This is a genomic window from Streptococcus sp. 27098_8_86 (assembly GCF_041432595.1).
Taxonomy (GTDB): domain Bacteria; phylum Bacillota; class Bacilli; order Lactobacillales; family Streptococcaceae; genus Streptococcus; species Streptococcus pneumoniae_F.
Genome location: NZ_JAPVZW010000009.1, coordinates 14,046 through 26,585, shown reverse-complemented (window position 1 = coordinate 26,585; position 12,540 = coordinate 14,046). Strand labels below are relative to the sequence as shown.

The 12,540-nt window shown below is 40.2% G+C and carries 15 protein-coding genes; all 15 read left to right on the top strand.

What is annotated here, in order from left to right; all coding sequences use genetic code 11:
• Positions 1-45: 45 nt before the first annotated feature.
• The 15 genes from pbp1b to O3616_RS08190 all read left to right on the top strand — a co-directional run bounded on the left by pbp1b (position 46) and on the right by O3616_RS08190 (position 12,528).
• Entirely contained in the window at positions 46-2,496 is a 2,451-nt protein-coding gene (pbp1b, locus tag O3616_RS08260; protein WP_049552221.1) for a penicillin-binding protein PBP1B, read from the top strand.
• Between the two features lie 475 nt (positions 2,497-2,971).
• Positions 2,972-4,030 (top strand): zinc-dependent alcohol dehydrogenase family protein, encoded by a 1,059-nt coding sequence (locus O3616_RS08255; RefSeq protein WP_049510020.1) that lies wholly within the window; start codon positions 2,972-2,974, stop codon positions 4,028-4,030.
• Positions 4,031-4,180: 150 nt separating this feature from the next.
• Positions 4,181-4,546, top strand: coding sequence for a DUF1033 family protein (locus O3616_RS08250; protein WP_049532016.1), 366 nt, complete (start codon positions 4,181-4,183; stop codon positions 4,544-4,546).
• 76 nt (positions 4,547-4,622) lie between these two features.
• Entirely contained in the window at positions 4,623-5,564 is a 942-nt protein-coding gene (gene comGA / locus O3616_RS08245; protein ID WP_261034632.1) for a competence type IV pilus ATPase ComGA, read from the top strand.
• Positions 5,512-6,528, top strand: a complete 1,017-nt coding sequence (gene comGB, locus O3616_RS08240; protein WP_371638636.1) for a competence type IV pilus assembly protein ComGB — start codon at positions 5,512-5,514, stop codon at positions 6,526-6,528. Before comGA ends, comGB begins: the two co-directional genes overlap by 53 nt.
• 1 nt (position 6,529) lies before the next feature.
• Positions 6,530-6,856 (top strand): competence type IV pilus major pilin ComGC, encoded by a 327-nt coding sequence (gene comGC / locus O3616_RS08235; protein WP_045606658.1) that lies wholly within the window; start codon positions 6,530-6,532, stop codon positions 6,854-6,856.
• Positions 6,849-7,253, top strand: a complete 405-nt coding sequence (gene comGD, locus O3616_RS08230) for a competence type IV pilus minor pilin ComGD (protein WP_049492493.1) — start codon at positions 6,849-6,851, stop codon at positions 7,251-7,253. Before comGC ends, comGD begins: the two co-directional genes overlap by 8 nt.
• Positions 7,216-7,518: a competence type IV pilus minor pilin ComGE gene (gene comGE, locus O3616_RS08225; RefSeq protein ID WP_371638600.1), complete on the top strand. Its 303-nt coding sequence runs from the start codon at positions 7,216-7,218 to the stop codon at positions 7,516-7,518. The genes comGD and comGE overlap by 38 nt, the downstream gene beginning before the upstream one ends.
• Positions 7,481-7,942: a competence type IV pilus minor pilin ComGF gene (comGF, locus tag O3616_RS08220; protein ID WP_371638598.1), complete on the top strand. Its 462-nt coding sequence runs from the start codon at positions 7,481-7,483 to the stop codon at positions 7,940-7,942. The genes comGE and comGF overlap by 38 nt, the downstream gene beginning before the upstream one ends.
• Positions 7,920-8,333, top strand: coding sequence for a competence type IV pilus minor pilin ComGG (comGG, locus tag O3616_RS08215; RefSeq protein WP_371638597.1), 414 nt, complete (start codon positions 7,920-7,922; stop codon positions 8,331-8,333). Before comGF ends, comGG begins: the two co-directional genes overlap by 23 nt.
• Positions 8,334-8,365: 32 nt before the next feature.
• The gene (locus O3616_RS08210; RefSeq protein WP_371638596.1) at positions 8,366-8,953 is read left to right on the top strand and encodes a class I SAM-dependent methyltransferase; all 588 of its coding nucleotides are present in this window, start codon (positions 8,366-8,368) and stop codon (positions 8,951-8,953) included.
• Between the two features lie 60 nt (positions 8,954-9,013).
• Positions 9,014-9,967, top strand: a complete 954-nt coding sequence (locus O3616_RS08205; protein WP_371638595.1) for a class I SAM-dependent methyltransferase — start codon at positions 9,014-9,016, stop codon at positions 9,965-9,967.
• A 50-nt stretch (positions 9,968-10,017) separates the two neighbouring features.
• Positions 10,018-11,208: an acetate kinase gene (locus O3616_RS08200; RefSeq protein WP_049552214.1), complete on the top strand. Its 1,191-nt coding sequence runs from the start codon at positions 10,018-10,020 to the stop codon at positions 11,206-11,208.
• Between the two features lie 149 nt (positions 11,209-11,357).
• Positions 11,358-11,729, top strand: coding sequence for a ribonuclease P protein component (rnpA, locus tag O3616_RS08195; RefSeq protein ID WP_261021058.1), 372 nt, complete (start codon positions 11,358-11,360; stop codon positions 11,727-11,729).
• Positions 11,704-12,528: a membrane protein insertase YidC gene (locus O3616_RS08190; RefSeq protein WP_207203425.1), complete on the top strand. Its 825-nt coding sequence runs from the start codon at positions 11,704-11,706 to the stop codon at positions 12,526-12,528. Before rnpA ends, O3616_RS08190 begins: the two co-directional genes overlap by 26 nt.
• The last annotated feature ends 12 nt before the right edge of the window (positions 12,529-12,540 follow it).

Genomic DNA, 12,540 nt, shown 5'->3' with positions numbered 1-12,540 from the left:
TGAAAGTTTACCTTTTATGGTATAATAGATAGAGTGAGGAAATCCATGCAAAATCAATTAAATGAATTAAAACGAAAAATGCTGGAATTTTTCCAGCGAGTAAAATCAAAAATAAATCATAGAAAATCAGAGAAAGTCTCAGAAGTGAAGAAGTCGGATGGGACAGGTGGGAAAGTTCTGGCTATCCTAGGTAGCATTTTAGTTGCTATTAAGGGCATTCTGAATACTCTCTTTATTCTAGGCTTTATCGGTGGACTTTTTGGTGCAGGTGTAGCTCTTGGTTATGGAGTTGCTTTGTTTGACAAGGCTAAGGTTCCCCAAGCGGAGGACTTGGTAAAGCAGGTTAAAAATATTTCTTCCATCTCAGAAATTGTTTATGCAGATGGGAGTGTCATTGCTTCTATCGAGAGCGACCTACTGCGAACTTCTGTTTCATCTGAGGAAATATCGGACAATCTCAAAAAGGCTATCGTTGCTACTGAGGATGAACATTTTCTTGAACATAACGGGGTTGTGCCAAAAGCTGTGATTCGGGCGACATTGGGAACCTTTGCAGGTTTGGGCTCATCTAGCGGGGGCTCGACCTTGACCCAACAGTTAATCAAACAACAAGTGGTTGGAGATGCTCCGACTTTGGCTCGTAAGGCTACAGAAATTGTTGATGCCCTTGCCTTGGAACGCAGTATGAGTAAGGATGAAATCTTGACGACTTATCTCAATGTTGCTCCCTTTGGTCGGAATCATAAAGGACAGAATATTGCAGGTGCCCAGCAAGCTGCTGAAGGGATTTTCGGTATCGATGCCAACAAGTTGAGTATTCCCCAAGCTGCCTTCCTAGCAGGTTTGCCACAGAGTCCGATTACTTATTCTCCTTATGAAAATACTGGAGAGTTAAAGAGTGATGAAGACTTAGAACTTGGTTTGAAGCGGGCCAAGGATGTTCTCTACAACATGTACCGCACGGGTGCCCTGACTCAGGAAGAATACGACCAGTACAAGGATTATAATCTCAAACAAGACTTCTTGCCATCAGGAACTGTCAATGTTGTTTCGAGGGATTATCTCTACTTTACAGCTATGGCTGAAGCGACAGACCGTATGTATGATTATTTAGTTCGACAGGACAATGTCTCTAACCAAGAGTTGAAAAATGAAGCGATTCGAAAGGCTTATCATGAGAGAGCTGAGCAGGAACTAAGTAATGGTGGCTACAAAATTACTACAACGATCAATAAAAAAATCCATGCGGCCATGCAAAATGCAGTTGCTAACTATGGTCATTTGGTAGATGATTCGACTGGGCAGCCTGAAGTAGGGAATGTTTTGATGGACAATAAAACGGGGGCTGTTCTAGGCTTTGTTGGTGGTCGTAATTACCAGACTAACCAAAACAATCACGCCTTTGACACCAAGCGTTCACCAGCCTCTACAACCAAGCCTTTGCTGGCCTACGGAATTGCCATTGACCAAGGTTTGATGGGAAGTGCTAGCATATTGTCAAATTATCCTACAAATTTTGCAAATGGTAGTCCGATTGTGCATGGTAGTAGTAAAGGCACAGATATGGTCAATTTAGGTGATGCTTTAAACTATTCATGGAATATTCCAGCCTATTGGACCTATCGCATGCTTCGTGAAAAAGGTGTCGATGTTAAGAGCTATATGGAGAAAATGGGTTACGAGATTCCAGAGTACGGTATCGAAAGTCTGCCTATGGGCGGTGGTATTGAAGTTACAGTTGCCCAGCATACCAATGGTTATCAAACACTTGCTAATAACGGTGTCTACCATCAGAAACATGTGATTTCTAAGATTGAATCATCTGATGGCACAGTAATCTATGAATTCCAAGACAAACCAGTTCAAGTGTATTCGAAGGCAACAGCAACGATTATGCAGAGTTTGCTTCGTGAGGTGATTTCATCTCGGATCACTTCAAGTTTCCAAACGGACTTGGCTTCTATCAATTCAAGTTTAGCTCGTGCAGACTGGATTGGTAAGACTGGTACAACCAACGAGGATGAAAATATGTGGCTTATGCTTTCGACACCAAGATTGACTCTAGGTGGTTGGCTAGGTCATGATGACAACCGTCCAATGGCTAAGGGGGCTGGGCATTATCGAAATGCCAAATATATGGCCCACTTGGTCAATGCTATCCAACAGGCTGAGCCTGGTGTTTGGGGCAATGAACGCTTTAATCTTGATTCTAGTGTGACTCAATCTCAGGTCCTCAGATCAACAGGGCAGAAGCCTGGCAAAGTATCCGTTAATGGAAGAACAGTGGATCTTTCAGGTTCTACTGTAACGAGCTATTGGGCTACCAAGACGGGAGCTCCTACGACAAGCTATCACTTTGCTATTGGAGGAAGTGAAGCAGATTACCAAAATGCTTGGTCAAGTATTATTGGTAGTTTCTCATCTACACCAAGCTCAAGTAGTAGCTCTAGCAGTACATCAAGTTCATCTTCAACACAATCAAATAGTAGAAGATAGAGCTATAAAATAAAAATCTTAAATAACGGTCTTGAATCTCGTTAAGTGAGAAGCAAGGCCGTTATTGTGCTCTTAAAGACAAACGCTATTGTCAAAATTGTTGGTAAAATGTAAATTATCAAGTGAGTTTTGCAGCCTAGATAATATTGCAGAGATTATTTGTAATTTTAGTATAGAAATTTACTGAAAGTGCAATTGTTTTGGATGTCCTAGTATTTCAATGATATAGAAGAATATCCTCCATCTATCAGTAATATCATTTTTGTTTAGTTGTTTTATGTTAATCGAAAGTTCTTCTGGAGTAATGAAATTTCTCTTTGTTAAGGATGAAAGCAGACTAGCTTCTGCTTTTTTATCTATATTGCTTTACTGGTAAATAAAATAGTTAAAAAATCACAAAAATACTTGAAGAAACAAATGAAAAGGCTTACAATTATATTATAAATAGTACAAATAAAAAACGGAGGAGTGCTTTATGAAAGCCTATACTTATGTTAAACCAGGACTTGCTTCTTTTGTTGATGTAGACAAACCAGTTATTCGCAAGCCAACAGACGCTATTGTGCGTATCGTAAAAACCACTATTTGTGGAACAGACCTCCATATTATCAAAGGGGATGTTCCCGCTTGCCAAAGTGGTACCATTCTTGGTCACGAAGGAATTGGGATTGTTGAAGAAGTTGGAGAAGGAGTTTCTAATTTCAAAAAAGGCGACAAGGTCTTGATTTCTTGTGTCTGTGCCTGTGGTAAATGCTACTACTGTAAAAAAGGAATTTATGCTCACTGTGAAGATGAAGGGGGCTGGATTTTCGGTCACTTGATTGATGGTATGCAGGCTGAATATCTACGTGTCCCTCATGCAGATAACACTCTCTACCATACTCCAGAAGATTTGTCAGATGAAGCCTTGGTTATGCTATCAGACATTCTACCTACTGGATATGAAATTGGTGTCTTGAAAGGGAAAGTAGAACCTGGTTGCAGCGTTGCCATTATTGGTTCAGGTCCAGTTGGATTGGCTGCTCTTTTGACAGCTCAGTTCTACTCACCAGCCAAATTGATTATGGTGGACTTAGACGATAACCGCTTGGAAACTGCTGTATCATTTGGTGCGACTCACAAGGTTAATTCTTCAGACCCTGAAAAAGCCATTAAAGAAATTTATGATTTGACAGATGGTCGTGGTGTAGATGTTGCTATCGAAGCTGTTGGTATTCCTGCAACATTTGATTTCTGTCAAAAGATTATCGGTATAGACGGAACAGTTGCCAACTGTGGTGTACATGGTAAACCAGTCGAATTCGATTTGGACAAACTTTGGATTCGCAACATCAATGTAACAACTGGTTTGGTATCTACAAATACAACTCCACAATTGTTGAAAGCTCTTGAAAGTCATAAGATTGAACCAGAAAAATTGGTAACTCATTATTTCAAACTAAGTGAAATTGAAAAAGCTTATGAAGTCTTCAGTAAGGCAGCAGACCACCATGCAATTAAGGTCATCATCGAAAACGATATTTCAGAAGCTTAAGTAGTAAAAATATTTTGGAACATAAGCAAATAGAAATTCAGTCATCATAAGATGGCTGGATTTTTTATCAAAAAAATTAAGAAATGAGCATATTTCTTTCCTTGTTTAGCGGAATTGGTTATAATATACGGTACAAAGGAATGAATGAATATGTATCGTGTTATAGAAATGTACGGAGATTTTGAACCTTGGTGGTTTATAGAAGGTTGGGAAGAAGATATTGTAGCAAGTAGAAAATTTGACCAGTATTATGATGCTCTCAAATACTACAAAACTTGCTGGTTTAGATTGGAACAAGAATCCCCTCTTTATAAAAGTAGAAGTGACTTGATGACTATTTTTTGGGATCCAGAAGACCAACGCTGGTGTGATGAATGTGATGAGTATTTACAACAATACCATTCTTTAGCTCTTTTGCAGGATGAGCAGGTTATCCCAGATGAAAAATTACGTCCAGGCTATGAAAAACAAACAGGTAAGGAAAGGCACCGTTCTTGCCGTATGAAATTAAAATAGAGAAAAAGTAACTTTTTTGGAGTTGCTTTTTTTATTTTCCCAAATCTTTGCGAATAGTATAGGTGAGGAGGTAAGTATGGTTCAAGAAATTGCACAAGAAATCATTCGTTCGGCTCGGAAAAAAGGGGCGCAGGATATATATTTTGTCCCCAAGTTAGACGCCTATGAGCTTCATATGAGGGTAGGAGACGAGCGCTGTAGAATCGGTTGTTATGATTTTGAAAAATTTGCGGCCGTCATCAGTCACTTTAAGTTTGTAGCTGGTATGAATGTTGGAGAAAAGCGACGTAGTCAACTTGGTTCCTGCGATTATGCCTATGACGATAAGATGGCGTCACTACGTTTATCTACTGTAGGTGATTATAGAGGTCATGAGAGTTTAGTTATTCGCTTGTTGCACGATGAGGAGCAAGATTTGCATTTTTGGTTTCAGGATATTGATGAATTGGGCTTGCAGTACAGGCAACGTGGTCTCTATCTCTTTGCTGGTCCAGTCGGAAGTGGCAAGACGACCTTGATGCACGAATTGGCTAAATCTCTCTTTAAAGGACAGCAAGTTATGTCCATCGAAGATCCTGTAGAAATCAAGCAGGACGACATGCTCCAGTTGCAGTTGAATGAGGCGATTGGGCTAACCTATGAAAATCTAATCAAACTTTCTTTGCGTCATCGACCAGATCTCTTGATTATAGGAGAAATTCGGGACAGCGAGACGGCGCGTGCAGTGGTCAGAGCTAGTTTGACAGGTGCGACAGTCTTTTCAACCATTCACGCCAAGAGTATTCGAGGTGTTTATGAACGCCTGCTGGAGTTGGGTGTGAGTGAGGAGGAATTGGCAGTCGTTCTGCAAGGAGTCTGCTATCAGAGATTAATCGGGGGAGGAGGAATCGTTGACTTTGCAAACAAAGACTATCAAGACCACCAGCCAACTAGCTGGAATGAGCAGATTGACCAGCTTCTTGAAGATGGACATATCACAAGTCTTCAGGCTGAAACGGAAAAAATTAGCTACAGCTAAGCAAAAAAATATCATCACCTTGTTTAACAATCTCTTTTCCAGTGGTTTTCATCTGGTGGAGACCATCTCCTTTTTAGATAGGAGTGCATTATTGGACAAGCAGTGTGTGACCCAGATGCGCACGGGCTTGTCTCAGGGGAAATCATTCTCAGAAATGATGGAAAGTTTGGGATTTTCAAGTGCCATTGTCACTCAGTTATCCCTAGCGGAAGTCCATGGAAATCTTCACCTGAGTTTGGGAAAGATAGAAGAGTATCTAGACAATCTGGCCAAGGTCAAGAAAAAATTAATTGAAGTAGCGACCTATCCTTTGATTTTGCTGGGTTTTCTTATCTTAATTATGCTGGGACTGCGTAATTACCTACTACCACAACTGGATAGTAGCAATATTGCTACTCAAATTATCGGCAATCTGCCACAAATTTTTCTAGGCATGGTAGGGTTTATTTCCATACTTGCCCTTTTATCACTAACTTTTTATAAAAGAAGTTCTAAGATGCGCGTCTTTTCTATCTTAGCACGCATTCCTTTTCTTGGAATCTTTGTGCAGACCTATTTGACAGCCTATTATGCGCGTGAATGGGGGAATATGATTTCGCAGGGAATGGAGCTGACGCAGATTTTTCAAATCATGCAGGAACAAGGTTCCCAGCTCTTTAAAGAAATCGGTCAAGATCTGGCTCAAGCCCTGCAAAATGGTCGAGAATTTTCTCAGACGATAGGAACCTATCCTTTCTTTAAGAAGGAGTTGAGCTTGATTATTGAATATGGGGAAGTCAAGTCCAAGCTGGGTAGTGAGTTGGAAATCTATGCTGAAAAAACTTGGGAGGCCTTTTTTACCCGAGTCAATCGCACCATGAATTTTGTGCAGCCACTGGTTTTTATCTTTGTGGCACTGATTATCGTTTTACTTTATGCGGCAATGCTCATGCCCATGTATCAAAATATGGAGGTAAATTTTTAAAATGAAAAAAATGATGACATTCTTGAAAAAAGCTAAGGTTAAAGCTTTCACACTTGTGGAGATGTTGGTGGTCTTGCTCATCATCAGTGTGCTTCTATTACTCTTTGTACCTAATCTGACCAAGCAAAAAGAAGCAGTCAACGACAAAGGAAAAGCTGCTGTTGTTAAGGTGGTAGAAAGCCAGGCAGAGCTTTATAGCTTGGATAAAAATGAAGATGCTAGCCTAAGCAAGTTACAAGCAGATGGGCGTATTACTCCTGAACAGGCTAAAGCTTATAATGAATACTATACTAAAAACGGAGGAGCAAATCGTAAAGTCAATGATTAAGGCCTTTACCATGCTGGAAAGTCTATTAGTTTTGGGTCTTGTGAGTATCCTTGCCTTGGGCTTGTCCGACTCTGTCCAGTCCACTTTTGCGGCGGTAGAGGAGCAGATTTTCTTTATGGAGTTTGAAGAACTCTATCGGGAAACACAAAAACGTAGTGTAGCCAGTCAGCAAAAGGCTAGTCTAAACTTAGATGGGCAGACGATTAGCAATGGCAGTCAAAAGTTGACAGTTCCTAAAGGAATTCAAGCACCATCAGGACAAAGTATCACATTTGACCGAACTGGGGGTAATTCGTCCCTAGCTAAGGTTGAATTTCAGACCAGTAAAGGAGCGATTCGTTATCAATTATATCTAGGAAATGGAAAAATTAAACGCATTAAGGAAGCAAAAAATTAGGGCAGTGATTTTACTGGAAGCAGTAGTCGCTTTAGCTATCTTTGCCAGTATTGCTACCCTCCTTTTGGGCCAAATTCAGAAAAATAGGCAGGAAGAAGCAAGAATCTTGCAGAAAGAAGAAGTTGTGCGTGTAGCTAAGATGGCCCTGCAGACAGGGCAAAATCAGGTAAACATCAACGGAGTTGAGATTCAGGTGTTTTCTAGTGAAAAGGGATTGGAGGTCTACCATGGTTCAGAACAGTTGTTGGCTATCAAAGAGCCATAAGGTCAAGGCTTTTACCTTATTAGAATCCCTGATCGCTCTTATTGTCATCAGTGGGAGTTTACTCCTATTTCAAGCCATGAGTCAGCTCCTCATTTCAGAAGTTCGCTACCAGCAGCAAAGTGAGCAAAAAGAGTGGCTCTTGTTTGTGGACCAGCTGGAGGCAGAATTAGACCGTTCGCAGTTCGAAAAAGTGGAAGGCAATCGTATCTATATGAAGCAGGATGGCAAGGAAATTGCGATAGGCAAGTCTAAATCGGACGATTTTCGGAAAACCGATGCCGGTGGACGAGGTTATCAGCCTATGGTTTATGGACTCAAATCAGCTCAGATTACAGAGGAAAATCAAGTGGTTCGTTTTCGTTTCCAGTTTCAAAAAGGCTTAGAAAGGGAGTTCATCTATCGTGTGGAAAAAGCAAAAAGTTAAGGCAGGTGTTCTTCTCTATGCAGTCACCATGGCAGCCATTTTCAGCCTTTTGTTACAATTTTACTTGAACCGACAAGTCGCCCACTATCAAGACTATGCTTTGAATAAAGAAAAGTTAATTGCTTTTGCTATGGCCAAGCGAATCAAGGATAAAGCTGAGAAAGAAAGTGGGGAACAGGTCTTTAACCTAGGTCAGGTAAGCTATCAAAATAAGAAAACAAACTTGGTGACGACTGTTCGTACGCCTAAGAGCCAATATGAGTTCCTATTTCCTTCGGTCAAAATCAAAGAAGAGAAAACGGATAAAAAGGAAAAGGTAGTGACTGATTCAAGTAATCAAGCAGAGAAGAAAAAATCAGAAGAGAAGTCTGAAAAGAAAGAGAATTCCTAGTCAATTCAACTACTTTGTGCTAAACTAAAAATATGAAACATGATTTTAACCACAAAGCAGAAACTTTCGATTCCCCTAAAAATATCTTTCTTGCAAACTTGGTTTGTCAAGCAGTTGAGAAACAGATTGATCTTCTATCAGACAAAGAAATTTTGGATTTCGGCGGAGGGACGGGTTTGTTAACCTTGCCCCTAGCCAAGCAGGCTAAATCTGTCACTCTTGTAGACATTTCTGAGAAAATGCTGGAGCAAGCTCGTTTGAAAGCGGAGCAGCAAGACATCAAGAATATCCAGTTTTTGGAGCAAGATTTATTGAAAAATCCCTTGAAGCAAGAGTTTGATCTCATTGTTGTTTGTCGTGTTCTTCATCATATGCCTGATTTGGATGCGACTCTCTCACTGTTTCATCAACATCTGAGAGAAAACGGACAACTTTTACTTGCTGATTTTACCAAGACAGAAGCTAACCATCATGGATTTGAATTGGTTGAACTGGAAAACAATCTAGCCCAGTTTGGTTTTTCATCTGTGCATAGTCAGATCCTCTATAGCGCTGAAGACCTGTTTCAAGGAAATTACTCAGAACTCTTTTTAACAGTAGCCCAAAAATCACTCGCCTAGTCAGGGAGTGATTTTTCTATAAGGATGGAAAAAAGAAGGGAAATTTGATAAGATAGGAATATGGATTTTGAAAAAATTGAACAAGCTTATACGTATTTACTAGAGAATGTCCAAGTCATCCAAAGTGATTTGGCGACCAACTTTTATGACGCCCTGGTGGAGCAAAACAGCATCTATTTGGATGGTGAGACTGAGTTAGAGCAGGTCAAAGACAGCAATCAAGCCCTTAAGCGTTTAGCACTACGCAAAGAAGAGTGGCTCAAGACCTACCAGTTTCTCTTGATGAAGGCTGGGCAAACAGAACCCTTGCAGGCCAATCACCAGTTTACACCGGATGCTATTGCTTTACTTTTGGTGTTTATTGTGGAAGAGTTGTTTAAAGAGGAGGAGATTACGATCCTCGAAATGGGTTCTGGGATGGGAATTTTGGGCGCTACTTTCTTGACCTCGCTTGATAAAAAAGTGGATTACTTGGGAATGGAAGTGGATGATTTGCTGATTGATTTGGCAGCAAGCATGGCAGATGTAATTGGTTTGCAGGCTGGCTTTGTCCAAGGAGATGCCGTTCGTCCACAAATGCTCAAAGAAAGCGATGTGGTCATCAGCGACTTGCCTGTCGGCTATTATCCTGATGATGCCGTTGCGTCGCGCCATCAAGTTGCTTCTAGTCAAGAACATACTTACGCCCATCACTTGCTCATGGAACAAGGACTTAAGTATCTCAAGTCAGACGGATACGCTATTTTTCTCGCTCCGAGTGATTTGTTGACCAGTCCTCAAAGTGACTTGTTGAAAGAGTGGTTGAAAGAAGAGGCAAGTCTGGTTGCTATGATTAGTCTGCCTGAAAATCTCTTTGCTAATGCTAAACAATCTAAGACTATTTTTATCTTACAGAAGAAAAATGAAATAGCAGTAGAGCCTTTTGTTTATCCACTTGCTAGCTTACAAGATGCAAGTGTTTTAATGAAATTTAAAGAAAATTTTCAAAAATGGACTCAAGGTACTGAAATATAAAATAGATTTTGTTATAATAGATGAAAACGCTTAAAAAGGGGTATCATGTTATGACAAAAACAATTGCAATCAATGCAGGAAGTTCAAGTTTGAAATGGCAATTATACTTAATGCCAGAAGAAAAAGTATTGGCGAAAGGCTTGATTGAACGTATCGGTTTGAAAGATTCAATTTCAACTGTAAAATTTGACGGCCGTTCTGAACAACAAATTTTGGATATCGAAAATCATACACAAGCCGTTAAAATTTTATTGGATGACTTGATTCGTTTCGATATTATCAAGGCTTATGACGAGATTACAGGTGTTGGACACCGTGTTGTTGCAGGTGGAGAATATTTCAAAGAATCAACAGTTGTTGAGGGAGATGTTTTAGAAAAAGTTGAAGAGTTGAGCTTGTTGGCTCCTCTCCACAATCCAGCTAATGCAGCAGGTGTTCGTGCCTTCAAGGAATTGTTGCCAGACATCACCAGTGTAGTTGTTTTTGATACTTCATTCCACACAACTATGCCAGAGAAAGCTTATCGCTACCCTCTACCAACAAAATATTACACAGAAAACAAGGTTCGTAAATATGGTGCCCACGGTACAAGTCACCAGTTTGTAGCAGGAGAAGCTGCAAAACTCTTGGGACGTCCATTAGAAGATTTAAAATTGATTACTTGCCACATCGGTAATGGTGCTTCTATTACAGCAGTTAAGGGCGGTCAATCTGTTGATACTTCAATGGGATTCACTCCACTTGGTGGTGTGATGATGGGAACTCGTACAGGAGATATTGACCCAGCTATCATTCCTTACTTAATGCAATATACAGAGGACTTTAATACTCCTGAAGACATTAGTCACATCCTTAATCGTGAATCAGGACTAATGGGGGTTTCAGGTAAATCCAGTGATATGCGTGATGTGATTGCTGCTATGGAAGAAGGGGACCACGATGCCACTTTGGCTTATGAAATGTATGTTGACCGTATCCAAAAACATATCGGTCAATACCTTGCGGTCCTAAATGGAGCAGATGCTATTATCTTTACTGCAGGTATCGGTGAAAATGCAGCAAATGTACGTGAAGATGTTATCTCAGGTATCTCTTGGTTTGGTTGTGATGTTGACCCAGAAAAGAACGTCTTTGGTGTGACAGGAGACATCTCAACAGAGGCAGCGAAGATCCGTGTATTGGTTATTCCAACAGATGAAGAGCTAGTTATTGCCCGTGACGTTGAACGCTTGAAAAAATAAGTAAAACTAGTAAAAATATTCCGTACAAGGAGTTGGGAAAGAGATTTTTCCAACTTCTTTTTATGGTGAAATTGTCCAAAACCTTGCTATGATTGGCTTTTTTGAAAAATATGGTATAATAGTAGTAATTTAATAGATGGAGTTGAGTTTTGAAGAAAAACTTTCGTGTAAAAAGAGAGAAAGATTTTAAGGCGATTTTCAAGGAGGGGACAAGTTTTGCTAACCGCAAATTTGTTGTCTACCAATTGGAAAACCAGAAAAAACATTTTCGAGTAGGTCTATCAGTTAGCAAAAAACTTGGGAATGCCGTCACTAGAAATCAAATTAAGCGACGAATTAGACATATTATCCAGAATGCAAAAGGGAGTCTGGAAGAAAATGTTGATTTTGTTGTCATTGCTCGAAAAGGGGTTGAAACCTTGGGATACGCAGAGATGGAGAAAAATCTACTCCACGTATTAAAATTATCAAAGATTTACCAGGAAGGAAATGGGAGTGAAAAAGAAACTACAGTTGACTAGTTTGCTAGGACTGTCTCTATTGATCATGACAGCATGTGCAACAAATGGGGCAACTAGCGATATCACAGCCGATTCGGCTGATTTTTGGAGTAAATTTGTTTACTTCTTTGCGGAAATCATTCGCTTTTTATCGTTTGATATCAGTATCGGAGTAGGGATTATTCTCTTTACGATCTTGATTCGTACAGTCCTCTTGCCAGTTTTCCAAGTGCAAATGGTGGCATCCAGAAAAATGCAGGAAGCTCAACCTCGCATTAAGGCGCTTCGAGAACAATATCCAGGTCGAGATATGGAAAGCAGAACCAAGCTAGAGCAAGAAATGCGTAAAGTCTTTAAAGAAATGGGTGTCAGACAGTCAGATTCTCTTTGGCCGATTTTGATTCAGATGCCGGTTATCTTGGCTTTGTTCCAAGCTCTATCAAGAGTTGACTTTTTAAAGACAGGTCATTTCTTATGGATTAACCTTGGTGGTGTGGATACAACCCTTGTTCTTCCGATTTTAGCAGCTGTATTTACCTTTTTAAGTACTTGGCTGTCTAATAAAGCCTTGTCTGAGCGTAATGGCGCTACGACTGCGATGATGTATGGTATTCCAGTCTTAATCTTTATCTTTGGGGTTTATGCTCCGAGCGGAGTCGCTCTCTACTGGGCAGTGTCCAATGCTTATCAAGTCTTGCAAACCTATTTCTTGAACAATCCATTCAAGATTATTGCAGAGCGCGAGGCGGTAGCTCAGGCACAGAAAGATTTGGAAAATAGAAAAAGAAAAGCCAAGAAAAAGGCTCAGAAAACGAAATAATAAGGAGGAATC